Annotated in this window: 24 protein-coding genes and 1 pseudogene; all 25 read left to right on the top strand. The window is 41.3% G+C overall.

What is annotated here, in order from left to right; all coding sequences use genetic code 11:
• Positions 1-61 precede the first annotated feature (61 nt).
• Positions 62-487: a flagellar export chaperone FliS gene (gene fliS, locus GGR02_RS07405; RefSeq protein ID WP_183184093.1), complete on the top strand. Its 426-nt coding sequence runs from the start codon at positions 62-64 to the stop codon at positions 485-487.
• Between the two features lie 22 nt (positions 488-509).
• Positions 510-2,504, top strand: a complete 1,995-nt coding sequence (locus GGR02_RS17780; RefSeq protein WP_306415774.1) for a flagellin N-terminal helical domain-containing protein — start codon at positions 510-512, stop codon at positions 2,502-2,504.
• Between the two features lie 84 nt (positions 2,505-2,588).
• A complete protein-coding gene (locus GGR02_RS07390; RefSeq protein ID WP_183184153.1) occupies positions 2,589-3,026 on the top strand; it encodes a YaaR family protein in 438 nt (145 codons plus the stop codon).
• Positions 3,027-3,040: 14 nt separating this feature from the next.
• The gene (locus tag GGR02_RS07385) at positions 3,041-3,448 is read left to right on the top strand and encodes a TIGR03826 family flagellar region protein (RefSeq protein ID WP_183184092.1); all 408 of its coding nucleotides are present in this window, start codon (positions 3,041-3,043) and stop codon (positions 3,446-3,448) included.
• A gap of 74 nt (positions 3,449-3,522) precedes the next feature.
• Positions 3,523-3,786 carry a flagellar biosynthesis anti-sigma factor FlgM gene (gene flgM, locus GGR02_RS07380; RefSeq protein ID WP_183184091.1) on the top strand — a complete coding sequence of 88 codons (264 nt, stop codon included), beginning with the start codon at positions 3,523-3,525 and terminating at the stop codon, positions 3,784-3,786.
• Positions 3,787-3,802: 16 nt separating this feature from the next.
• Positions 3,803-4,273: a flagellar protein FlgN gene (locus tag GGR02_RS07375; RefSeq protein ID WP_183184090.1), complete on the top strand. Its 471-nt coding sequence runs from the start codon at positions 3,803-3,805 to the stop codon at positions 4,271-4,273.
• 11 nt (positions 4,274-4,284) lie between these two features.
• A complete protein-coding gene (gene flgK, locus GGR02_RS07370; protein WP_183184089.1) occupies positions 4,285-6,123 on the top strand; it encodes a flagellar hook-associated protein FlgK in 1,839 nt (612 codons plus the stop codon).
• A 9-nt stretch (positions 6,124-6,132) separates the two neighbouring features.
• Entirely contained in the window at positions 6,133-7,017 is an 885-nt protein-coding gene (flgL, locus tag GGR02_RS07365; protein WP_183184088.1) for a flagellar hook-associated protein FlgL, read from the top strand.
• Positions 7,018-7,031: 14 nt separating this feature from the next.
• Positions 7,032-7,586: a DUF6470 family protein gene (locus GGR02_RS07360; protein WP_183184087.1), complete on the top strand. Its 555-nt coding sequence runs from the start codon at positions 7,032-7,034 to the stop codon at positions 7,584-7,586.
• Positions 7,587-7,605: 19 nt separating this feature from the next.
• Positions 7,606-8,040 (top strand): flagellar assembly protein FliW, encoded by a 435-nt coding sequence (fliW, locus tag GGR02_RS07355; protein WP_183184086.1) that lies wholly within the window; start codon positions 7,606-7,608, stop codon positions 8,038-8,040.
• 13 nt (positions 8,041-8,053) lie between these two features.
• Entirely contained in the window at positions 8,054-8,296 is a 243-nt protein-coding gene (gene csrA / locus GGR02_RS07350; RefSeq protein WP_183184085.1) for a carbon storage regulator CsrA, read from the top strand.
• Positions 8,297-8,298: 2 nt separating this feature from the next.
• Positions 8,299-8,484 carry a hypothetical protein gene (locus tag GGR02_RS07345; RefSeq protein WP_183184084.1) on the top strand — a complete coding sequence of 62 codons (186 nt, stop codon included), beginning with the start codon at positions 8,299-8,301 and terminating at the stop codon, positions 8,482-8,484.
• 139 nt (positions 8,485-8,623) lie between these two features.
• Positions 8,624-9,784: a flagellin N-terminal helical domain-containing protein gene (locus GGR02_RS07340; protein WP_183184083.1), complete on the top strand. Its 1,161-nt coding sequence runs from the start codon at positions 8,624-8,626 to the stop codon at positions 9,782-9,784.
• Positions 9,785-9,959: 175 nt separating this feature from the next.
• Positions 9,960-11,243 (top strand): annotated as a pseudogene (locus GGR02_RS07335) (IS110 family RNA-guided transposase).
• 907 nt (positions 11,244-12,150) lie between these two features.
• A complete protein-coding gene (locus GGR02_RS07330) occupies positions 12,151-13,986 on the top strand; it encodes a motility associated factor glycosyltransferase family protein (protein WP_183184082.1) in 1,836 nt (611 codons plus the stop codon).
• On the top strand, positions 13,983-15,104 hold the full coding sequence (locus GGR02_RS07325; protein WP_183184081.1) for a class I SAM-dependent methyltransferase: 1,122 nt from the start codon (positions 13,983-13,985) through the stop codon (positions 15,102-15,104). Before GGR02_RS07330 ends, GGR02_RS07325 begins: the two co-directional genes overlap by 4 nt.
• A 21-nt stretch (positions 15,105-15,125) precedes the next feature.
• Positions 15,126-16,118, top strand: a complete 993-nt coding sequence (pseB, locus tag GGR02_RS07320) for a UDP-N-acetylglucosamine 4,6-dehydratase (inverting) (RefSeq protein ID WP_183184080.1) — start codon at positions 15,126-15,128, stop codon at positions 16,116-16,118.
• 11 nt (positions 16,119-16,129) lie between these two features.
• Entirely contained in the window at positions 16,130-16,996 is an 867-nt protein-coding gene (locus GGR02_RS07315) for an aldo/keto reductase (RefSeq protein WP_183184079.1), read from the top strand.
• 2 nt (positions 16,997-16,998) lie between these two features.
• Positions 16,999-17,757 carry a cytidylyltransferase domain-containing protein gene (locus GGR02_RS07310; protein WP_183184078.1) on the top strand — a complete coding sequence of 253 codons (759 nt, stop codon included), beginning with the start codon at positions 16,999-17,001 and terminating at the stop codon, positions 17,755-17,757.
• Between the two features lie 17 nt (positions 17,758-17,774).
• On the top strand, positions 17,775-19,067 hold the full coding sequence (locus GGR02_RS07305; RefSeq protein WP_183184077.1) for an aminotransferase class III-fold pyridoxal phosphate-dependent enzyme: 1,293 nt from the start codon (positions 17,775-17,777) through the stop codon (positions 19,065-19,067).
• 12 nt (positions 19,068-19,079) lie between these two features.
• Positions 19,080-20,180 (top strand): UDP-2,4-diacetamido-2,4,6-trideoxy-beta-L-altropyranose hydrolase, encoded by a 1,101-nt coding sequence (pseG, locus tag GGR02_RS07300; RefSeq protein WP_183184076.1) that lies wholly within the window; start codon positions 19,080-19,082, stop codon positions 20,178-20,180.
• Positions 20,167-20,697, top strand: coding sequence for a UDP-4-amino-4,6-dideoxy-N-acetyl-beta-L-altrosamine N-acetyltransferase (gene pseH / locus GGR02_RS07295; RefSeq protein ID WP_183184075.1), 531 nt, complete (start codon positions 20,167-20,169; stop codon positions 20,695-20,697). Before pseG ends, pseH begins: the two co-directional genes overlap by 14 nt.
• Before the next feature lie 18 nt (positions 20,698-20,715).
• Positions 20,716-21,759, top strand: coding sequence for a pseudaminic acid synthase (gene pseI / locus GGR02_RS07290; protein WP_183184152.1), 1,044 nt, complete (start codon positions 20,716-20,718; stop codon positions 21,757-21,759).
• A gap of 22 nt (positions 21,760-21,781) precedes the next feature.
• Positions 21,782-22,972 (top strand): UDP-4-amino-4,6-dideoxy-N-acetyl-beta-L-altrosamine transaminase, encoded by a 1,191-nt coding sequence (pseC, locus tag GGR02_RS07285; protein ID WP_229706122.1) that lies wholly within the window; start codon positions 21,782-21,784, stop codon positions 22,970-22,972.
• Positions 22,973-23,660: 688 nt separating this feature from the next.
• Positions 23,661-24,035 (top strand): flagellar protein FlaG, encoded by a 375-nt coding sequence (gene flaG, locus GGR02_RS07280; protein ID WP_183184074.1) that lies wholly within the window; start codon positions 23,661-23,663, stop codon positions 24,033-24,035.
• The last annotated feature ends 1 nt before the right edge of the window (position 24,036 follow it).

Below are 24,036 nucleotides of genomic sequence, written 5' to 3'. Positions count from 1 at the left end.
ACTAAAAAAAGAAGCGGACGATAAATAAAGTAGGGAAATGGTGAAAAAGGGGAGTGGGCGTGTGGAATTCCTCACCGAAGAAGCAGTATATAAAAAAACACCGCAACAATTAACAGCATTGCTATATGAAGGGCTAATCGAGAGCATGGAAGAAGCGATCGCAAGCACGAAACAAGGCGACTACGTCCGGGCAAATAAGCGGTTGCAAAAAGCAAACGACATTTTGCGCCGCCTTGGTGTTGGGCTAAAATACGATGCCGGTATTGTCGCCCATCAGCTTGATGCGCTGTATAACTATATGGCAGAGCGGTTGATTGAGGCGAACGTTAAAAAAAATATCGACATGATGCAAGAAGTGCTTACCATTGCGACGGAAATTGCCCGCGCGTGGAACGAAGCGTTGAAAAAAGAGCCAAAGCCTGTGCAACAAGCGTTTATGCAAAAAGCAGCGGCGTACGAGAAGTTTGTGACGACGTACGAACAATAAGAGAAAAGGAGCGAACGATTCGATGAGAATTAACCACAATATTCAAGCGCTGAACGCGTATCGCAACTTAGCAACGAACCAAGCGAATGCTTCCAAAAACTTAGAAAAACTTTCTTCCGGCTTGCGCATTAACCGCGCCGCAGACGACGCGGCCGGCCTTGCGATCTCCGAAAAAATGCGCTCGCAAATTCGCGGGCTACAAATGGCAGAACGCAACGCCTTAGACGCCATCTCGCTCATCCAAACAGCGGAGGGAGCGCTCAACGAAGTGCACAGCATCCTTCAACGCATGAGAGAACTGGCAGTGCAGGCGGCGAATGATACGAATACGAATGAAGATCGCACACATATTCAAAGCGAAATCAATCAATTGGCTGATGAATTAAATCGGATTGGAAATAGCACAGAATTTAACAAAATCACGTTGCTTGACGGCAGCATTCAAAAAACAGATGCGCTTCCTGCGAAATATATAAGCAATCCAGTGAGCGGAAATATCGAGATTCGTAGCGCAGAAACAAAGGCAAAAGTGGAAGGGCAACCTATTTCAACTGCTGTTGATATTCACGGGGATAAAGCGGGATATGTTACAGGTAGTGTGAAATTATCTAATAGTGATTTATCTAGCTCAAATATTACTATTGATAGTACAAATAACGAATTGACATTAGAGCTAGATGACGGTACAACGGATGCTATTGTTATTGATGTAAGTGGAGGCAACAAAACGTACGATGGAACGTCTGGAAAAGATAGTTCGACTTTATTAAATGACATTGAAGCAGCTATCAATGGATCAAGTTTAAGCGGAAAAGTTTCTGCAAGCATTGATGCTAATGGTTATTTAGTGTTTACTCGTTTAAATAAGACAGGTAACGGTAGCTACGTGAAAGTAATGGGGGGGAATGCTGTAGGGACATTAATTGGTACAGCAACAAGAACGGATGGAATCCCGGCTAACCACACCCTTACGTTTGATTTTACGGATGGTGCGGGTGGTAATGGCGGTACTGTTACTATTACTCTAACCGATAAGGTCTATAATACAGTAGATGAAATCGTAACAGAAATCAATAGCAAGCTAACATCGTCTGGCTATAACGTTACCGCTCTAAATGACAACGGAAAAATTGTTCTTCAAGCGAATGATGGTGGAGCGGATAGTTCTATCACAAACGTAAGAGGTTCTGCTGCATCCCCATTATGGTTAGTCAATGCTAAAGAAATTGCTGGATTAGATGTAAATAATCAAATTTCTTTCAAACTCAATGGAAATGCGTACACTGCAGCCATTCCTGCTGGAACGTATACAGATCGCAGTGTATTAGCTTTAGCTATTCAAAACGCCATTAATAATGCAACAAATAACGGGGAGCCAGATATGACTGTGAAAGCAGTTGGTGACCTTTTTGTGTTTGAAACGGGAGATGTTGGTGCAAATCAAAAGTTCGAGATTACTTCTCCTCATGTTGATTTAGGATTAACAGCGCGTGAAGAGAAAGGACAAGATGCGTTGAACGTTGATATTAGTCTTCAAATTGGGGCGAATGAAGGACAAAGCTTTACGTTCAGCATTGCTGATATGAGAGCAAAAGCATTAGGACTCACGTATACAGTTTCTGGAGATCGTACGTATACAAGTGCAGATGGAAATACTATTTCTGCTAATTATTCTGTTAATACCGTTAAAAACGGAACTACTACCGAGTATGTGATTAATGTTTCCGATGCTAAATCGGCAAGTAAAGCGATTACTGTAATTGATAATGCGGTTAGGTTAGTATCTGCGGAACGGGGCAAAATTGGTGCGATCCAAAACCGCCTTGAGCATACAATTAACAACTTAAAAACAGCGAACGAAAACTTAACATCCGCCGAATCCCGCATTCGCGATACGGATATGGCGATGGAGATGACGGAGTTTACGAAGAACAATATTTTAAACCAAGCGGCACAGGCGATGCTTGCGCAGTCAAACCAGCTGCCGCAAGGGATTTTGCAATTGTTAAAAAGCTAATGTTTTTTCACAGGGTTAGGTCAAAGCGACCTCGCCCTTTTTTTGTACGTGTGGCATAATAAAAAGAAAAAGGTGTGAGCGATGATGGAAGTGCAGAAAGTGTCGCGGGCAACAATCAATCGCGTGGAGAAAAAAGACGATGCGCCGACGGAATCCGTTTCGTTTACGGAAGTGATGCATAAGAAAAAAAACGATGTGTTGTTTGAACGATTTCAAACGATGGCCCAGGAGATTGAAGCACAAGGAAAAAAATTAGCCGAATCGCAAACGGTGGAAGACTTAAAAAAATATAAAAAGCTTGTCAAACAATTTCTCGACGACGCCGTCAAAAATGGCTTGCAGCTGGAAGAACAGCGCGGCTTTAGCCGCGGCGGACGAACACGCATTTATAAAATCGTCAAAGAAGTCGACAAAAAACTAATCGATTTAACGAACGCCGTACTGCAAAAAGAACAAAAAGGACTCGACTTATTAGGACTTATTGGGGAAATCCAAGGGTTGATTATCAACATTTACACATAAAGAAGGGGAGAACTATGGCACAGTTAGATAATTGCCCAAAATGCGGCCGTTTATTTGTCAAAAACCAATTTCGCGACATATGCGAAGTATGCTATAAGGAAGAAGAAAAATTGTTCGAAAAAGTGTATAACTTTTTGCGAAAACGGGAAAATCGTACAGCGACGCTTGCGCAAGTCGTCGCTGCGACCGAAGTAGACGAAACGCTTATCATTAAATGGATTAAAAAAGGACGGATTCAACTTTTGCAATTCCCAAACCTTGGCTATCCGTGCGACAAATGCGGCAAGCTTATTCGTGAAGGACGGCTTTGCTTGGAGTGCAACCAAGGACTACAACAACAGCTACAAAAACTCGAAGAAGAAAAACAACGGCAAATCGACAAACAGCGGATGACGTATTATACAAAGAAAGACGAAAACTAAACATTCCCTCTTTTTTGCCGATATAAACAATAGATACGTTTGCGCGTACACCTGAAGAAAGCGAGGTGAGCACGATGAACATCCATCGCATTGGCTCAACGAACGTCAATCCTTATCAGCGTCAAATGAACAAACTAGAACAAAGTGCAAAAACAACGGGAAAAAAAGATAAAGTCGAAATTTCCCAAGCGGCAAAAGAACTGCAAGAAGCGTCCAAGTTAGAAGCCGCTCGCCAAGAAAAAGTCGAGCAGCTCAAACAACAGGTGCAAACCGGCACGTACACCGTTGACGCAAAAGCGGTTGCGGAAAGCGTCTGGAATTATTATTTCAACAAATAATTGGGGAGAAAAAAAGATGACGTTTACTGAATTGATTTCTCTCTTAGAAAAACAAATCAAACTGCATAAAAGCCTCTACCAGCTCGCATTAAAGAAAACAGAAGCGCTAAAAAAGCAAGACATCGAAACGTTAACAGCACTTATGAAAGACGAGCAAAAACATATTTTTGCCATTCAGCAGCTGGAAAATAACCGGTTGCACTTCATGCGACAACACGGTCTTGCGGAAGCGACGATGACAAACTGCATCGAGCTTGCGGAAGAGCCAGAACGTTCGCAGCTTGCCGAACTATACGACGAGCTCTCGCGCATCATAGCAAATATTAAGCAAGCAAACGACGTAAACCGGCAGCTGACCGAACAATCGCTACAATTCGTTTATTTAACACTCGATATGATGACGCCGCAAGCGCAGCCGATGAACTATAATAAGACGAACACGTACGAGGAGCCGTTCGACCGCTCGATGTTCGAGTCGAAGGCGTAAGGGGGATTATGATGCTTTCTACATTTGGAGGATTAGAAACGGTACGGCGCGGCATGACCGCTCAGCAACAAGCACTCTATGTCACCGGACATAATATTGCCAATGCAAACACGCCTGGCTACTCGCGCCAGCGCGTCAATTTCGTTCAGACGCCGCCGTATCCGTACCCGTCACAAAACCGCCCAGTCATTCCAGGCCAAATCGGGACAGGGGTCGAAGGCGGAACGGTGCAGCGGATGCGCGAAGAATTTTTAGACGTGCAATACCGCGGGGAAAATATGAAATACGGCTATTGGAACATGCGCTCGGATGCGCTTAAAAAAATGGAAGAAATTATGAACGAACCGTCGGACGAAGGGCTAGCGAAAACGCTTGACCGTTTTTGGCAGTCGCTCCAAGACTTAGCCGTCAACCCGTCCAACTCTGGTGCTCGTTCGGTCGTCCGTCAGCGCGGCATCGCGGTCACGGAAACGTTTCATTATTTATCTTCTTCGTTAAAATCGATTCAAAACGATTTAAAAAATGAAATAGACGTTACCGTCCAAGCGATTAACTCACTGGCGACCCAATTGAACAATTTGAACCAACAAATTGGCGAAACGGAAGTGCACGGCTATTTGCCGAACGACTTGTATGACGAGCGCAATCGGTTATTAGACGAATTGTCGCAATATGTCAATATGAAAGTAACACCTGTATCAAGCGGCGGCAGTGCGCTAAAAATTGCCGAAGGGCGGTTTACGGTCGAACTTGTCGATAAAACGAGCGGCGCTACCATAGGAACGCTTGTCGATGCGAAAAACAGTACCGTACAAAAATTCGATGTCCAATATAAAGACAACGTAAAAAAAGAAGGACCAGTCGTGTCGTTTTCGCTCGGCAATCAGACAGTCAATTCTTTTATGAATTTAAAAGAAAACGGCAAAATTGGGGCGCTTCTTTATTCCTATGGCTATAGTGAAGACGGCGGCGCAACGGAAAGCGGCTTGTACCCAGACATGTTAAACAACTTAAACGCCATGGCGAAGGCGTTTGCAGATGAGTTTAATAAAATTCATTCAACAGGTTGGAGTATTCATGAAATTCAAACAGGTCAAAAGCTTTCAAGTAATAATTTCTTTACTTATGACCCTTCCGATGTGGCAGGAACGCTTGGCATACATTCTAATATTGTAGGTTCATTAGACAACATTGCTGCATCATTTGCTGGGTTTGGAATTTCTCCTTGGGGGACTTTTGATGGCAACGTCAATAGTTCGGGTCCTTATAACCGTATTCGTTTAGAGTTAGAATTTGACCATATAAATAATCGTTTTGATTATAAAGTATTTGATGAGAACTCTAGCTTAATCACATCTGGACATACAGTGGATACAAGTGAAAGTTCGTTAAAATCCACGCTCGAGAGTTTGTTTAATGCAAACACAGTTGAGTTTATGGCACAATTTACAACACTGAAACAAGGTGATAAATGGACGTTTGAATTTGAAAAAAATAAGCAGATTGTTGGACAAATCGGCGATGGAAGTAACGCCCAAGCGTTAGCTGAAGTAAAAAATACAACGATGTCTATCGCCGGCAGTACGACGACCATTCAAAACTTTTACGAAAGCGTCATCGGACAAATGGCGGTGAACGCCCAAGAGGCAGAGCGGCTTGCCAATAATAGCGATACGCTCCGCCAGTCGGTCGACGAACGCCGCCAGTCGGTCAGTTCGGTATCGTTAGACGAGGAAATGACGAACATGATTAAATTCCAGCACGCTTATAACGCGTCAGCCCGCATGATTACGATGATTGACCAAATGTTGGATAAAATTATTAACAATATGGGCGTTGTCGGAAGGTAGGTGAACTAAATGCGCATCACGCAATTCATGCTTACGAACAACTCATTGCGTAACATTAGCCAAAGCTATGCGCGGATGGATAAATACCAAGAGCAACTATCGACAGGAAAAAAAATCCAACGCCCATCGGACGACCCGGTTGTGGCGATGAAAGGGATGTATTACCGTACAAGTTTAACGGAAATCGAGCAATACCAACGGAACTTGTCCGAAGTGCATACGTGGATGGACAATTCCGAATCGGCGCTTGACCATGCGACACAAGTATTGCAGCGCGTGCGCGAACTCGTCGTCCAAGGGAAAAATGGGACGTTGACGGATGAGGACAAGCAGGCGATCGCCCGTGAGATTGGACAGCTAAAAAGCGATCTCGTGCAAACGGCAAACACAAAAGTAGCAGGAAAATATATTTTCAATGGCACAAACATTGCCCAAGCTCCCGTGACGGAACAACCATCGCCAACTGCACCATCTGTAACTAACAACACTGACGATTTTACAGTAGAAGTATCAAAAGGCATTAAATTAAAGGCGAATATTAATCCAAACAACGTCTTTAGCCAAGGGCTATTTGATACGCTGCAAAAGCTCGAAAACACGTTTAGCGGCAAGTCATCTGACAATTTGGATCAACTCTTAAGCGACTTAGATAATCATATGAATAGCGTTTTAGCAGAGCGAGCCGATCTTGGCGCACGCGTGAACCGGCTCGAGCTGATTGAGCAGCGTCTTTCTACGCAACAAGTCATCGCGCAACAAATGATTTCTGACAACGAAGACGCTGACCTTGAAAAAGTCATTACCGATTTAAAAACGCAAGAAAGCGTCCATCGTGCCGCATTGTCCGTCGGGGCGCGCATCATCCAGCCGACGCTCGTTGATTTCTTGCGTTGAGGGGATGATTCGTCATGAAACTTCCGCAATTAACGATGCAAGCGACGTTTCCACAATTGGCGATTTCGATCGAGCGGGCGCAAATGGAAATGCGTCAGCCGCCCGCGGACGTTTCGATTGCGCAGCCGCCCGCGCAGCTCGAGATGGAAACAACCCCGCCGCGCTTGACGATCGACCAATCGGAAGCGTGGGCAGATATGGATTTAAAACATATTTTTCGCCGCATCGAAGAAGCAGCGCAAGAAGGGTACGAAAATTGGCTATCCTATTTAGAAACGACATCGGCACAAGGCGATGAATTAATGCGCATCGAACAAGGTGGGGATGTGCTGGCCGAACAGGCGAAAGCAAATAGCGAGCCCCCGCCGCTAGAAGTGAACGTTGGGCTTGTGCCGCGCCCATTCAGCGTGAAAATCGGCTTTGAGCCGGGTCGTATCGAGATGAACTGGCAAACGTATGGTGCGCGCATCCACATCGAACCGCGCCCAGTGCAAATCGATTACAAACCTGGTGCGGTTCATTTTGACTTAGCGCGGCATAATGCTTTGCGCATTGACGTCGTCACATAACGAATTGAGGGATAAGCGTATGAATATTGCTACAAAATATCATGGAGAGATCGAAATTCACGAAGCCGACATTATTCGTTTTGAACAAGGCGTTCCGGGCTTTCCTGACGAAAAGCAGTTCATCTTATTGCCGCTTCATGACACGCCGTTTGTCATTTTGCAGTCCATAAATACGCCCGCGCTCGGCTTTGTCATGATCGAGCCGTTTTCGTATTTTCCGACGTACGAAATCGACCTCGATGACGCAACGTGCGAACAGCTGTCGCTCAAAGCGGAAAAAGACGTTGCCGTATACGTCATTTTAACCGTCGCCGAGCCGTTTGGCGATACGACAGCAAACTTGCAGGCGCCTGTTGTTATTAACGTCTGCGAGCGTCTCGGCAAACAAGTCATTTTAACGAACACAACGTACAAAATAAAACATCGTCTATTTCCAGAAAAAGTGGCGAAATAAGGAGGCGGGAACGATGCTTGTTTTAACGCGCAAATTAAAAGAAGCGATCCAAATTGGCGATGACATCGAGATTACCGTTCTCGCCATCCAAGGCGACCAAGTGAAGCTTGGCATCCATGCGCCAAAACATATTGACATTCACCGAAAAGAAGTATATCTCGCCATCCAAACAGAAAATAACGCTGCTTCGCACGCCTCCGTTTCGTCGCTAAAACTGCTGACGGAGCAATTAAAGCAACGGAAAGGAGGGAAGTAAGCATGAGTGTAAGCATCGGCGGCGTCCAAATTCCTGGCGTCATCGCGCGCATCGTCGAAGACAACAAACAAATCGCCGAACAAGCGCTAAACGAAATCATTAACAAACATAAAGACGACCCAGCGCGCATCGTCAAAGAAATCCAACAGCCATCTCCATTTTCGCAATTTCTTGACATTAAAATCTAATTTTTTTACAAAAAACTATTAAACTTTAAAACTATCTATCCGATAATAAAAGTGAACGCAGAAACGAAAGGCGGCCGACTTTCGAAACTGCAAACAACCACACGGACGTGGGAAAAACAAATTCAAGGAGGAATATGAAATGAGAATTAACCACAACATTGCGGCTCTTAACACGTACCGCCAATTAACAGCTGGTACACAAGCTGCAGGAAAATCAATGGAAAAATTATCTTCTGGTCTTCGCATTAACCGCGCAGGCGACGACGCAGCAGGTCTTGCGATCTCTGAAAAAATGCGCGGCCAAATTCGTGGGTTAGAAATGGCTTCCAAAAACTCCCAAGACGGTATCTCGCTTATTCAAACGGCTGAAGGAGCATTAAACGAAACGCATAGCATTTTGCAACGCATGCGAGAATTAGCAATCCAAGCGGCAAATGATACAAACACAGATGCCGACCGTTCAGAAATCCAAAAAGAGATTAATCAGTTGACGGATGAAATCGATCGTATCGCAACAACGACAGAGTTTAACACTAAAAAGCTATTAAACGGTGGTTTAAAAGGAGTGCAAGCTTCTGTTGGCGCTTCATTGAAATTTGCTGCATCTAATGCAGCAGCAGCTGTTAACGTAACTGCAGCAGCTTCTGTCATTGCTGCTATGGCTGGATCGATTTCTGACACAATCCGTTTCCGTTTAACACAAGGAACTGCTACAACATCAGGTAACGTTTCTGTGTCACGTGCGTTAAACTCAGTAATGACAGCGTCAATTGGTACAGATGGGACAGTTACAATTGGTTCTGTTGTTGTTGGTTCAATTGATGTAACAGCATTTAAAGCAGGAGATACAATTACGGTTTCGTTTACGAAGGCAGAGGATGCGGTTACAACTGATAACGCGCTTCGTTTCCACATCGGAGCAAACACAGCACAGGAGATTACGGTTGGTATCGGTGATTTAGCTGCACAAAGCCTTGGCGTTAAATCTGGTTCTACGTATTTAGATGTGTCAACACAATTTGGTGCAGAAGCATCAGTTGATCGTCTTGATGCAGCAATTGCAAAAGTTTCTGCAGAGCGCTCTAAACTTGGTGCGTACCAAAACCGCTTGGAGCACACAATCAACAACTTAGGTACAGCTGCAGAAAACTTAACAGCCGCAGAGTCTCGTATTCGCGACGTAGATATGGCGAAGGAGATGATGGAGTTCACAAAGAACAACATCCTTTCTCAAGCTGCACAAGCAATGTTGGCTCAAGCGAACCAACAGCCACAAGGAGTATTGCAATTACTCCGTTAATCATTATGAAACAAAGAGGGAGCTTAGGCGTTCTAAGGTCCCTCTTTGTTTTTATTTAAAAGATAAGAAAGCATTCCTGTTAGAAAGGTTTTGGGGGACTTGAAAGAAAAAAGCCCTCTTGGTATGATGCAGGGGTACCAACAAAAACCTACCATCAAACCAAGGAGGACTCATTATGAATTGTACACAAAATCGCAAAATTGAACAAGTCACGGATCAAACATTAGTGATTGGAATGGACATTGCCAAGCAAAAACATTTCGTGGCGATGGTGGACGCACGGGGAAGAGAACTCAAGAAGAGGGTTCCAGTGCTCCAGTCGAGAGCCGGATTTGAGCAGTTCTATGCGTTGATTCAGGAGGCGATGAGGGAATTCGATAAAACGGAAGTGATCGTCGGAATCGAACCGACCGGACATTACTGGTTGAACCTTGCCCATTTTCTCGAGGAAAAAGGGATCCCGTTGGTCATGGTCAACCCGATGCACGTCAAACGGTCGAAAGAACTGGACGACAACTTACCGACGAAGCATGACGCCAAAGATGCCCTCGTCATCGCAAGGCTCGTCAAAGACGGACGATTTAGCTATCCACGCATTCTCCACGAGGTGGAGGCGGAATTACGGGCAGGAACCACGTTTCGAGAATCACTGATCAAGGAACGGAATGCCGTCCTCAATCAAATGATTCGTTGGCTGGATCAGTACTTCCCAGAGTTTGTGCAAGTGTTTCCGTCGTTCGGAAAACTCGCATTGGCAGTTTTAGAACACACGCCGTTTCCGATGGACATGGCCGATCAGACGATCGAAGGGCTCATGGAGCGATACCGTCAAAGCGAAGGACTGAAATGTCCGCAAAAACCGAAAATTCAAAAGCTGATCGAGGTTTCTCGCGATTCGATTGGCATCACGGAAGGACAACGGATGGCCCGTACCCAAATTGCCACGTTGGTCCGCCGATATCGCCAATTGGAACAAGAGATCGCAGCGTTGACGGAAGAGTTAGTTGCCCTTGCACAAACGACGGTGGAGTACGAATGGCTTCAAACCATCCCGGGGTTAGGCGATGCGACGATGGTGGAACTATTGTCGGAAATCGGGAGTTTTCAACAGTACCAAGATCCGCGGCAATTGATCAAATGAGCGGGCTTGACGTTGAAAGAAAACTCGTCGGGACAACACAAGGGGCAAAAACGAATCTCGAAGCGAGGGCGAAGACGGCTACGCGCCCTTCTCTTTCGGGTGATGATCCCACTCATTCGCCATAACAAGGCGTTTCGTGCCTTGCACGAGTACTATACGACACGTCCTGTCCATCCGTTGCGTAAGAAGCAATCCATCGTTGTGTTATGTGGCAAGCTATTGAAGATTGTATACGCGGTTTGTGTGAAACAGCAAGCATTTGATGAGGAACGAATGATGCGAGATATCTTCTCCTCCACTCAAATACAGGCAGCCTAAAGCCGCCTCCTTTGACAAAAAGAGTGTTCTGAACAACCAGATGACACGGAGAAGCTGGCACCATTTTATACATTCGACCTCGAGTCCCTAAGAAAGCTTAGCCGGCCTCTGCCTGGTGAAGAGACCGAACGAAGGAATGTTGGCACACGGATGCCCAGAGACATGGGAGGGTTCGTCCTCATCAGTAATGCAGAGATCCAAGGTGCATCGCATACACATCCCCCCACTGGTATATAAAAATACAAAAATATCCAGTGGTCGCGAAGCGCACCATTGGTTGTTAGATATCAACAAAAATGAAAAAATGTGTGATGAGTTTTGTCGAAAAATATTTTTTTGGCACCCCTAAGATGCCAAGAAACCTTGATATATCAACATTTCTAGAGGGAGTATAAAATTTTACGATTAGGTGGGGCGATGTCTAGCTTCAAGCGCCATCGGTGTGATGCGCCTCGCCCCTTCTTTCGGCGGCGACACACTGAGTTTGCTTCTTTGAAATATCCCACGCAAGCGAAAGCTTTGCTTTGGCTGAGCCTCCTCGGTGGGGCTTGTGCGCTCTTCGCCGATAGGCGGATAGGCGGGCGCTTTGCGCTTTTCTTATGATTTACACTATGCCAAAAAACAGGTTCATCATCACCCCAACATGTACTTACCAAACGGTATATTTTTCTGAACAATCATGTGGAAAAATCACTGGTTTACTTGTTTTTCCTCGGAAGCATAAGTAAGACATGTTATGAAAAAATCAAGTACAACTTTTGGTGAAGAGCCAAAAAACAATCATATTTCTGCAATTATCCACAACATGTTGCAAAAAGGATTTAAACTTCTTTATTTTATTCCGATATAACAGGTAGGGAGATGAGTATAAAATAATGATTAAATTACTTAAAGAGGAGAGAGTGTATTGAAACTAATCGATTACAATATTGCTATTTTGTTTAGAGAGCATCACAACAATGTGATTGATTTACATCATGTTCCAGAAGATGTTGTTTTCAAAGAAATACAAAACGACAAAGAAATATTTTTCAATGCATGGGCTGATCAAACGTTTGAAGTAATTGACCAGCTAGAGGGAAAGCCGGATGTTTCAAGACATAAACGTGAGTTAGTAATCATTATTGGTGTGAATAACTTGAGAGAAATTGAAACGATTGTTGCAAATGGAAATCCAAATAGCTTTTATTTAGTCTACGAGCCGATGCGTGGCTTTTTTAAACATGTTTGCGAACAAAAAGATATGACGATTTTTAATCGCGATAACGTATGTCTTGTGCACGTACCGTTGGAAAGACTGAAGTTTGTTATTAACGAGTTGTTCTCGACAACACTCATTTTTTTAACAGCGAATATTCGCTTTCATTTAACACACCCATATCGAACATATTTATTGCCATTGTCTAAAAAAATTGTGAATGCGTTCAGTCTTGTGTTGCGTACAATTCGGTGGGGGTTTGGAAACTCTATTTATGATTGTCTAGAAGGATCGACGCAAAATATCCATAATATTAAGTATATGTTTCGTTCGAAAGATGTGCGAAAGCTGAAAAAACGTTTTGCTAATGTTCCAGCGATTATTGTCTCAGCTGGACCTTCGTTAGATAAAAATATTCATCATTTACATAAGGCAGTTGGGAAAGCAATTATTATCGCTACTGAAACGATTTTAGAACGGCTCGTTCGTGAAGGAATTATTCCGGATTTTGTAACATCGATTGAGAGAGTACAGTCGGCATACGAATTAAGTTACAAAGGGAAGAAATATCCAAAAGAAGTAACACTTGTTGCTCCAGCTGTTATCAAACCGATGATTTTTGAAGAATTTCAAGGTAACTGGATCATGCCGTTGCGTGATGGAATTGGAGAGTATGAATGGCTTGACCGAATTTTGTCGCTTGGTCCGGATGCGTTTGTTTCCATGGGAGATTCAACCGCTCATTTAGCGCTTGGGTTTGCACATCATCTGGGAGCCAATCCGATTATTTTAATCGGTCAAGACTTAGCATTTGGTGAAGGGGGAACGGGGTGTCATGCTTCCGGTACTATTTATGAACAAATTGGAACGAATCCGTTGGATGACCCGATGCAAGATCCAACAAAAACGGTTGAAGGGTATTACGGCGGAGAAGTTGTTACGTCTGAATTGTGGCTTGCATTTAAAAAATGGTTTGAATTTTATATCGAATATATAAAAGAACAAACGAACGTTATTAATGCAACAGAAGGTGGAGCGAAAATCGAAGGAACTGTTCAAATGCCGCTTTTACAAGCTATTGAGCAATATTGCCAACAGGAGATTAACGTGTACTCCATCGTAGAACAAACGCCAATGTATCAATTCAATCGCGTGGACATCATTGAAAAATTGAAAACTGAAAAAGCGAAGATTGTTCAGGTTGAACAATTGGTAACACGCTTTGCAAAAGAAATTGATGGGATTGTGTTTCCGGAAAATGAAGATGTGCTCATATTGGAACAAATTATAGAAAAAATGAAAAAAGCTGATGAGATTTTATTAGCAGTTTATGACCATAAGTTATTGTTCCATAATATGCAACCAGAATTGGTCAACACGTTTTATAAAATGTATAAAATTGATGAAATATTGTCTTTGGAAAATGTAAAGAAAAACATAGATGTGCAAAAAGATTTTTTACGCACCCTTCGCATCGTCCTTGATGCGCTTATTGATCAAATTGATCGCACAATTACGGAACTCTCAAAGGAGTTGGGAAAATGAACGAATATACAAAAAATGAAGAAAATATGACAAATATTCAGCAACTTGAACAGCTTGGTATACATTTTTTTCAGGAAGGAAACTACGAAGAGGCCGAAAGATATCTGGTACAAGCTTTTGAACAAGAACCTGATTTAGAGCGGTTTTATAACGTTATTCATGTTAAATATAAGCTTGGTAAGTTTTCTGAAGTTGTGTACCTAGGTGAAAAATATCTAGAAATTGATGAAAATGAAAAATACGTGCTTGATATGGTCGGGGATAGTTATTATTATTTACAACAGTATAAGCAATCAATGGATATGTTTGTTCGGTTGCAAAAAATCAGTTATGACGAACGTGTATACAAAAAAATAGTAGAAGTGAAACGAAAACTTGAAGAACAACAAGAGAAACGCCGTCTTGAAAAATGGGCCGAAGAGTTTTATTATGTATCGTCTTATGGAGAAAAAGGAAGACAGACCCGGACACTGCAATTTCCTATTTTATTTAAAGATCATGTTCTTGAATATTTGTTAATGAGCAAGCTCATTCAGTATGGTTTTCAAAACATTCCACAAGTAAAAGTGCTAGATGTAGGGTGCGGAGAAGGGAGATGGTTGCGCAAACTTGTGGATTGGGGAGCTTCACCTAAACACTTAGCTGGTGTGGATTTAGATGGAAGTATTATTCAGTTGGCGAAAGAACTATGTGCCAAAGATATGACACTGTTACAAGCGCATGGCGATGAGCTGCCGTTTGCGAATGAATCGTTCGATGTTGTTTTAACAATCGGTGTGTTACAGCATATTAAAGACAAGGAATTAAGAAAAAAAGTCTCAAATGAATTGTCACGCGTGTTGAAAAAAGGAGGAATTATTTTTACGTACAACTTAAACAAAAAACAGTTTGCGAAATCGGTAGGAAATCTATTTATCCACAATACAACAATTGGAATTGAAATGGGGGAATTAGAAGAAATGTTCCCTGAACATGAAATCGTTTATGAGGAAGTGTTACTCGCAGATAGTGTCATTTTCAATGTCATTCCGGAACAATGGGGGACTTTATTCGATAAAGCGACTCAGTCGAAAAACTTTAATCATGGCTATGGCATTGCTGTCATCTGTAAAAAGTGAAAGGATATGTGGAGGAAAGTTATGTTTACCGGAAAAACAGTGTTGATTACAGGTGGAACAGGATCTTTTGGTAAAAAATGTGTAGAGATACTACTACGAGATTATTCACCGAAAAAGATCATCGTATACTCTCGAGACGAATTAAAACAATATGAAATGCAACAACAGTTTCATACGGAGGTTATGCGTTATTTTATAGGGGATGTTCGGGATGAATCGCGATTAAAGCAAGCGATGAGAGAAGTAGATTTCGTTATTCATGCGGCAGCGCTTAAGCAAGTGCCTGCCGCAGAATACAATCCAATGGAGTGCATTAAAACGAATGTTCTTGGTGCGCAAAATGTTATTAATGCGGCAATTGAAAATGGCGTGCAAAAAGTAATTGCTCTTTCTACAGATAAGGCAGCAAATCCTGTCAATTTGTATGGGGCAACGAAATTAGCCTCCGACAAGCTATTTGTTGCGGCGAACAACATGGTAGGGAGCAATCCGACGCGTTTTTCTGTTGTTCGTTACGGTAATGTTGTCGGTTCACGTGGATCGGTCATTCCGTTTTTTAAAAAGCTAGTAAAAGAAGGTGTAAAAGAACTGCCGATTACCGATGTGCGTATGACGCGTTTTTGGATTACGCTTGAGCAAGGAATTCACTTTGTGTTTAAAAGCTTTGAGCGAATGTATGGTGGAGAAATTTTTGTTCCAAAATTACCGTCCGCTCGAATTGTAGATATTGCTAAAGCGATTGCTCCATATTTACCATATAAAATTATCGGTATTCGTCCAGGAGAGAAGATTCATGAGGTGATGTGTCCGAAAGATGATTCGCATTTAACATTGCAATTTCATGATCATTTTGTAATTAGACCTACAATCACATTCAATCGTCCAACAGATTATAAAGTGAATGCGGTTGGTGAAGTGGGTACAGAAGTAGAGCAAGATTTTGAATATAATTCGGGCAACAATCCTCATTTTTTGACAGTAGATGAAATTTGTCAATTAGTTGATCATGTATGAAAGGTGACGATATGAAACTGGCGTTAGGAACAGTACAATTTGGTATGCATTATGGGGCATTTAATCATGCTGGGCAGCCTTCTAAAGAAGAGGTAAAACGCATATTCATCACTGCAAAACAAAATGACATACGTACTATTGATACAGGGGCTGCTTATGGATGTAGTGAAGAAATTATTGGTGAATGTATCGAATCCGATTCGCGCTTTCTAGTCGTAACAAAAACCCCAGTCAATATAAACGATGCTTCTGACATAAAAAAAAGTTGTTATGATTCACTTCAAAAACTTGGCATCGATCATTTATACGGGCTTCTTGTTCATCGTCCACATCATTTGTTGGATGGAAAGGCAGAACACATATATAGGGTGCTTGATGAATTGAAGCGTGATGGACTCGTAAAAAAAGTAGGTGTATCTGTTTATACACCTAAGGAACTGGAATCGATTTTAGCACGGTTTGCGCTTGATCTCGTTCAAATCCCTCTCAACGTATTTGATCAACGGTTTTTACATAGAGGTTTATTGAGAAAGCTAAAGCATATAGGGATTGAAATACATGTACGTTCTATATTTTTGCAAGGATTGCTGTTGCAAGATGTTGAAAAAGTACCGAAGCATTTTTCTAAAGTACGAAAAACGATGATAGACTATTTTGCTTTTTTAAATAGTTGCAAGCTTTCTCGTTTAGAAGGAGCCATTCATTTCGTCAAACAAATAGATGAAGTCGATCGTATAGTAGTAGGGGTTGATCACGTTCAACAGTTTATTGAAATTATTGAAGCGTACAACAAGAACATCCCAAGGATTGATTTTTCTTCTTTTGCGATGGAAGATGAGGATATACTTAACCCATCTTTATGGAAATTGGAGGAATAACAATGATTTTAGCGGTAGTGCAAGCGAGAATGAGTTCAAAGCGATTACCGGGAAAAGTATTGTTACCGCTAGTCGGTAAGCCGATGATTGTTCGGCAACTTGAACGAATTCAGAGGTGCAAAATGATTAATCATATCGTCGTAGCAACGAGCACACATGAAAGCGATGATCCGCTCGTTCAAGTTTGTTTACAACACGGAATAGATGTATATCGAGGATCGCTAAAAGATGTACTAGAACGTTTTTACTTCGTGTATGAAAAATATAGACCCGAGCATATTGTCCGTTTGACAGCGGACTGTCCACTCATTGATCCAACTGTGATTGACAAGGTTGTTCAGTTTCATCTCGAAGGTCGCTATGATTATACAAGTAATGTACTACCTCCAACGTTTCCAGATGGGTTAGATGTTGAAGTGTTTGTTGCAAATAAATTGACAATTATTTATGAAAAAGCAACACTACAATCTGAACGGGAGCATGTTACGCCATTTTTTTACAAAAATGAACACCTTTTTTGCATCGGTCGTTTTTGCAATAATAAAGATTTGTCTACGTACCGATGGACGGTGGATGAACAAGAGGACTATTTTCTTGTAAAAAGCATTTACGAAGAATTGTATCCAACGAACCCTTATTTTTTGATGGAAGATATTTTGGGTTGTTTAGATCGTCATCCTAATTGGCTTAATGTAAATAGTCAATATTGGCGCAATGAAGGGTATGAAAAGTCCCTACAAGCAGATCAGTACATAAAATAGCTAAAGAAGGGGTCACTATGTCCAAACGATATGCTAAATCTGAACAATTTTTAGAGCGATCGCTTCAATCTATTCCGCTTGCTTCTCAGACGTTCAGTAAAAGTATGATACAATATCCTTTAGGTGTTTCACCGTTATTTGCACAAAAAGGAAAGGGAAGTAGGCTATTTGATATTGATGGTAATGAATATATTGACTTTGTGAATGGTCTCGCTTCCCTTACGCTCGGCTATAACGATCCAGATGTTCAAGAAGCAGTCATTGCCCAAATACATGAAGGGACAATTTTCTCACTACCTCATCCGTTAGAAACATTTGTAGCTGAAAAAATAATAGAGATGGTTCCTTGTGCAGAAATGGTTCGTTTTGGAAAAAATGAATCAGATGCTACGGCTGGTGCTATTCGTTTAGCGCGTGCGTTTACACGCCGTGACCGTGTTGCAGTATGTGGGTATCACGGGTGGCAAGACTGGTACATTGGCTCCACGTCACGCGATTTAGGGGTACCAAAAGCAACAAAAGAACTGACTCACGTGTTTATTTATAATGACATCGATTCATTAAAGAAACTGTTTCAACAGTATCCTAATGATATTGCAGCTGTTATTTTAGAGCCAATGAATGTACAAGAACCAAAGAATGGCTTTTTGCACGAGGTAAAAGAGCTGACACATCAACACGGAGCCATCCTTATTTTCGATGAAACGATTACAGGTTTTCGTTTTGCAAATGGTGGGGCTCAAGAATATTTCGGAGTAATCCCTGATTTAGCTACATTTGGAAAAGGATTAGCTAATGGATATCCGTTATCTGCAATTGTAGGGAAAAAAGAGATTATGCAACTGATGGAAGAAATTTTCTTTTCGTTTACATTCGGTGGGGAAACATTGTCGTTAGCCGCATCGTTAGCCACCCTTAATAAATTGCAACGAGAGCCCGTTATTGACACGTTGTATGTACAAGGAAGTAAACTTATAAATGGATTGCGGAATATTATAGAGAAATTGCAGCTTCAAGAAGTGATTGATTTATCGGGACACCCTTCGTGGTCGTTTGTACATGTTAAGCCGACTAGTCGATATAACATTTGGGAAATAAAGACATTATTTATGCAAGAACTGTTTCAGCGCGGCGTGTTGATGATTGGCACGCATAATATGAGTTACGCTCATAGTGACGAGGATATTGAAATAACATTGAACGTTTACGCTGAAGTGCTAACAGTCATTAAGCAAGCGATGGAAAATGAAACGCTAGAGCAAATGTTGCGAACAAAGCCAATAGAGCCTTTGTTTAAAATTCGTTCGTAATGAGGGACTATAATGATGAACATTTTTTTTCGTGTTGACGCATCTATTGAGATCGGTACAGGTCATGTGATGAGATGTTTAACGTTAGCTGACGAATTAAAAAAGTACGGCAATCGTGTCATGTTCATATGTCGTATGCATAAAGGGCATTTATGTAATTTCATTGAAAGCAAGGGATATGAAGTTGCTCGTTTACCTCAAATACAAGAAGAAATTGAGTGGTTAACGCCTCATTCTCATTGGCTAGGTGCTCATTGGCTGACAGACGTACATGACACCATTCAATCGCTGAAAAAAAATGCACCGATTGATTGGCTCATTATTGATCATTACGGTATCGAAGAAAATTGGCAAAAGGAAGTTCGCCCTTATGTAAAAAAAATAATGGTGATTGATGATTTAGCGGATCGAAAGCATGACTGCGATCTTTTATTGGATCAAAATTACTATGCACAAATGGAAAATAGATATAGACATCTGGTAAAAAATGAAACGAGGTTACTGCTTGGACCAAAATATGCTCTAATTAGAGAGGAATTTAAGAAAGTTCGCCTCAATTTAAAGGAACGTAATGGAGAGGTTAAACGAATAGTTGTTTTTTTAGGCGGAAGTGATCCGCATAATGTGACAGAGTTGGTTCTTGAGGCGTTGAAGATAGAGGAGTTTCGTAACATTGAAGTCAATGTTATTGTAGGGACGTCAAATATACATAAAGAACGCATTCAAAATATTTGTAGTCAAGTACCCCGATTTCACTTTCACTGTCAAATCAACAATATGGCTGAATTAATGGCTACAGCAGATTTAGCAATTGGTGCTGGTGGTACAGCGATTTGGGAGCGTTGTTATCTAGGGTTACCTTCTTTAGTTATTATACTGGCGAGTAACCAAGAGCAAGTAATCCATGCTCTAGAGTGGTACGGTGCTGTTTATAACCTTGGGTATAAAGAGAATATTTGTATTGAGCACATCGTTTGCTCACTAAAAAAGTTAATAAATAATAAAAAAATCTTAAGGGATATGTCAAGAAAATGTAGAGACTTGTTTGGCGAATCATTAGGGAATGAATTAGTTGTATCCTTGTTAAAGGGGGATAGCGATGTTATTATTTGACTATCGACTAAGGGATATAACTGAAGAAGACTTAGAAACTGTTTTGTGTTGGAGAAATTCAGAACGTATCAGAAGATATATGTATCATGATCATACGATTAGTATGGAAGAGCACATTCGCTGGTTTGAAAGTCTACAAAATGATTCATCGAGAATATTTAAAATGTTCATCTATAAAGATGAGCCGATCGGAACCGTAAGTTTTAACAAAATTGACAGAAAAAATGGAAGATGCAGTTGGGGGTTTTATATTGGCAACGAACATGCTCCAAAAGGTGCCGGCACGATATTAGGATATTTAGGGATTGAATATGCATTCTATGAGTTACAAATGCGGAAGATATGTGCGGAGGTACTAGAATTTAACGAAATAAGTATTCGTTTTCACCAGAAATTGGGTTTCTATAATGAGGGAAGGCTACTTAAGCACGTAAAAAAGAATGATGTACTTGTTGATGTTCTTTTATTTGTACTGCTTCGAGAGAGATGGGAGCTTGTTAAAAGAAATATATTGTGAGGTGAGAGCGTGACAGAAATGACGTTAGGAGATAAAAAAGTAGGTTCTGATCATCCGCCATTTATCATTGCTGAAATGTCCGGGAACCACAATAAGTCACTAGAACGCGCCCTAGAAATTGTAGAAGCTGCAGCTAAAGCAGGAGTACATGCGCTAAAGATTCAAACGTATACTGCGGATACAATGACGTTAGATTTGGATAACAAAGATTTTAAAATAGAAGATCTAAAAAGCTTATGGAAAGGACACACTCTCTATAAACTTTACCAACAAGCATATACTCCTTGGGAGTGGCATAAACCAATTTTTGATAGAGCGCGCGAATTAGGGATTATTGCTTTTAGTACGCCATTTGATGAAACAGCTGTTGATTTTCTTGAAGAGCTAAATGTACCGATGTATAAAATTGCATCGTTTGAAAATACAGATCTTCCACTAATTAAAAAAGTGGCTTCTACAGGCAAGCCACTGATTATCTCAACAGGAATGGCAACGGTTGCTGAAATTGATGAGACAGTCAGAACAGCGCGCGAGGCTGGATGCAAAGAATTAGTCCTTCTAAAATGTACAAGTACATATCCTGCTTCACCGACAGATTCAAATATTTTAACGATTCCACATATGAAGAAACTATTTGATTGTGAAGTAGGGTTATCAGATCATACACTAGGAATTGGTGTCGCCGTAGCAAGTGTAGCGCTTGGTGCAACAGTCATTGAAAAGCATTTTACTCTCTCAAGAGCAGATGGTGGGGTAGATGCAGCGTTTTCTCTAGAGCCTCATGAAATGAAAGCGCTGGTAGAGGAAACAAAGCGTGCTTGGGAAGCGATGGGTAACGTACATTACGGACCGACGGAAAAAGAGAAAGCCTCCATAAAATTTAGAAGATCAATTTATGTTGCACAAGATATAGAAGAAGGACAGCCATTCACAAAAGAAAATATAAAAGTTATTCGTCCGGGATTTGGGCTTGAACCGAAATATTATGAGAAGATCATTGGAAAAACAGCAAAAGTTCGTTTGCAAAAGGGAACAGCTTTAACGTGGGATCATATTTTATAAGGGAAGGATAGGAGGAATTTTTTTGGAGCTTGCATTGTTTGGCGGTACTCCAATTCGAGACACAATGATTTCGTATGGTCGGCAGTGGATTGATGATGATGATATTCAAAGTGTTGTTAGAGTCCTTAAAAGTCCCTATCTCACTCAAGGACCAGTGCTAGAACAATTTGAAAAAGCGGTTGCTAATTATGTGGGTGCAAAGTATGCTGTTGCCTTTTGTAACGGGACAGCCGCGTTGCACGGAGCCTACTATGCTGCAGGGATCGGAGAAGGTGATGAAATTATTACGACTCCGATTACTTTTGCAGCTACCGCAAATGCAGTTTTATATTTAGGAGCGAAACCAGTTTTTTCTGATATTCATCCTCAAACGTATAATATTGATGTAAGTAAAATAGAGAAAGCGATTACTCCAAAAACCAAGGCAATTGTACCTGTTGATTTTACAGGTCAACCGGCGGATTTGGATCCTATTATGGAAATTGCTAAAAGGTATGGGTTAGCTGTGATTGAAGATGGAGCCCATTCTTTAGGTGCAACGTATAAAGGAAGGAAAATCGGGAGTATAGCTGACATGACAATGTTTAGCTTTCACCCTGTTAAACTGGTGACGACAGGGGAGGGTGGAATCATTGTCACTGATTCTCCTGTTTATTATGAAAAACTAAAATTGTTCCGTTCTCATGGAATTACGAAAGAGTCACATCTTCTTAGCAAACATGAAGGACCATGGTATTATGAGATGATTGATCTCGGTTACAACTACCGTATGACAGATATTCAAGCTGCATTAGGTCTTTCGCAATTACAAAAGCTTAATCAATTTATTGAGAGGCGTCAATTGATAGCAAATCGATATAACGAGGCTTTTCAAGAGATGAAAGAAATCATTGTACCACATCATCTCAATTGTGTGACATCTAGCTGGCATCTTTATATTATCAAATTAAATGTTTCAGCATTGAAAGTCGGAAGAAAAGAGGTTTTCGAAGCGTTGCAAGCTGAAAATATTGGAGTCCAAGTACATTATATTCCGATATATTTCCATCCTTATTACCAAAAATCGGGATATAAAAGAGGAATATGTCCAATTGCTGAAGAATGGTATGAAAATGTAATTACCCTGCCTTTGTTTCCGAAAATGACCGATGAGGATATAGATAGTATAATACAAGGGGTAAAAAAGGTTATACAGTATTACAGCATCGAATAGTTTTAGCAATTTATTTTTCTCTTCTTCTATAGATGTTAATGCATCCACCTCTTATACGAAGAAGAGAGTGAACAATATAGAGGATAGTTTTCACCTGTAAATATGGTTATGTACATCATATTTTAACGGATTTCCGAAAGAAGTCTCCCATCTCAAGGAACGTGAAGGGTGTAACCCAGTGAGTAGGTGGGAGATGAATGTCGGTTGGCGTCAGCCAAAACGCATGATAGAATAAACGTATATCATGTTCTTTGCGAACTGGATATTAGGGGGCATGGAGAAAATCCAATGCGAAAACCAAGCAAAGCCTTCCATGCGTAAAATATCCAAGACGCGAAAGAACCCCGAATCATCGGATACCTAGGGTTGGAACGACCCAAAGTAACGCTCAGGGAGACAAAAGATTGCTTTCGTCGTGGAACTGAGAGAAGTTCCCACTTCAAGAGTTAGGTAAGTGATAAGTAGTTCACTTGTTTCCAAAAATATTGAGATGAATCGTATGAATTGATGTATGATAGGTTGGGTAATTTACTGATTTTAACTTTATTAGATATCATTTCAAGAAACAACCCCGTTTGTTATTCGTTTTTAGCGGGTTGCTCTTATTTTTCCTCATCTCCCCCTTTACAACCCTTCATTTTGATCCGATATAAGAAGTAGTAAGTGTTTATCAAAGGAGCGAACTAAGGTGACCATTGAACGTATTTCTTCACAACCTTCTTTTTCGTTTTCGGATATAAGCAGCCAAAAGGCTTCAAATGAGGTGCCGGTGCAACAGACAGACGATCAACCGAAAGCAGAAGCACATAAAGAGACGAAAGAATCGCCCAAGGAGTTATCAAAAGATCAACTTGAAAACATTATTAAAGGGATGAATGAATTTTTGCAGCCAAGCCAGACGTCGTTGAAGTTTGAGTTACACGATGAGTTGAAGGAATATTATGTGCAAATTGTCGATGAGCGGACGAAAGAAGTCATTCGCGAAATTCCGCCGAAAAAGCTGTTAGATATGTATGCAGCGATGATGGAATTCGTCGGGTTAATTGTTGATAAGAAAATTTGAT

Source organism: Anoxybacteroides voinovskiense (assembly GCF_014196205.1).
In the GTDB taxonomy this organism is placed as follows: domain Bacteria; phylum Bacillota; class Bacilli; order Bacillales; family Anoxybacillaceae; genus Anoxybacteroides; species Anoxybacteroides voinovskiense.
Note: the sequence above shows the minus strand (reverse complement) of the source record. Positions and strands in the feature narration are given on the sequence as shown.

Coding starts and splice junctions, on each gene's coding strand:
- GGR02_RS17780 (WP_306415774.1), top strand. CDS start 510: ATGAGAATTAACCACAATATTCAAGCGCTGAACGCGTATCGCAACTTA.
- GGR02_RS07390 (WP_183184153.1), top strand. CDS start 2,589: ATGGAAGTGCAGAAAGTGTCGCGGGCAACAATCAATCGCGTGGAGAAA.
- GGR02_RS07385 (WP_183184092.1), top strand. CDS start 3,041: ATGGCACAGTTAGATAATTGCCCAAAATGCGGCCGTTTATTTGTCAAA.
- flgM (WP_183184091.1), top strand. CDS start 3,523: ATGAACATCCATCGCATTGGCTCAACGAACGTCAATCCTTATCAGCGT.
- GGR02_RS07375 (WP_183184090.1), top strand. CDS start 3,803: ATGACGTTTACTGAATTGATTTCTCTCTTAGAAAAACAAATCAAACTG.
- flgK (WP_183184089.1), top strand. CDS start 4,285: ATGCTTTCTACATTTGGAGGATTAGAAACGGTACGGCGCGGCATGACC.
- flgL (WP_183184088.1), top strand. CDS start 6,133: ATGCGCATCACGCAATTCATGCTTACGAACAACTCATTGCGTAACATT.
- GGR02_RS07360 (WP_183184087.1), top strand. CDS start 7,032: ATGAAACTTCCGCAATTAACGATGCAAGCGACGTTTCCACAATTGGCG.
- fliW (WP_183184086.1), top strand. CDS start 7,606: ATGAATATTGCTACAAAATATCATGGAGAGATCGAAATTCACGAAGCC.
- csrA (WP_183184085.1), top strand. CDS start 8,054: ATGCTTGTTTTAACGCGCAAATTAAAAGAAGCGATCCAAATTGGCGAT.
- GGR02_RS07345 (WP_183184084.1), top strand. CDS start 8,299: ATGAGTGTAAGCATCGGCGGCGTCCAAATTCCTGGCGTCATCGCGCGC.
- GGR02_RS07340 (WP_183184083.1), top strand. CDS start 8,624: ATGAGAATTAACCACAACATTGCGGCTCTTAACACGTACCGCCAATTA.
- GGR02_RS07325 (WP_183184081.1), top strand. CDS start 13,983: ATGAACGAATATACAAAAAATGAAGAAAATATGACAAATATTCAGCAA.
- pseB (WP_183184080.1), top strand. CDS start 15,126: ATGTTTACCGGAAAAACAGTGTTGATTACAGGTGGAACAGGATCTTTT.
- GGR02_RS07315 (WP_183184079.1), top strand. CDS start 16,130: ATGAAACTGGCGTTAGGAACAGTACAATTTGGTATGCATTATGGGGCA.
- GGR02_RS07310 (WP_183184078.1), top strand. CDS start 16,999: ATGATTTTAGCGGTAGTGCAAGCGAGAATGAGTTCAAAGCGATTACCG.
- GGR02_RS07305 (WP_183184077.1), top strand. CDS start 17,775: ATGTCCAAACGATATGCTAAATCTGAACAATTTTTAGAGCGATCGCTT.
- pseG (WP_183184076.1), top strand. CDS start 19,080: ATGATGAACATTTTTTTTCGTGTTGACGCATCTATTGAGATCGGTACA.
- pseH (WP_183184075.1), top strand. CDS start 20,167: ATGTTATTATTTGACTATCGACTAAGGGATATAACTGAAGAAGACTTA.
- pseI (WP_183184152.1), top strand. CDS start 20,716: ATGACGTTAGGAGATAAAAAAGTAGGTTCTGATCATCCGCCATTTATC.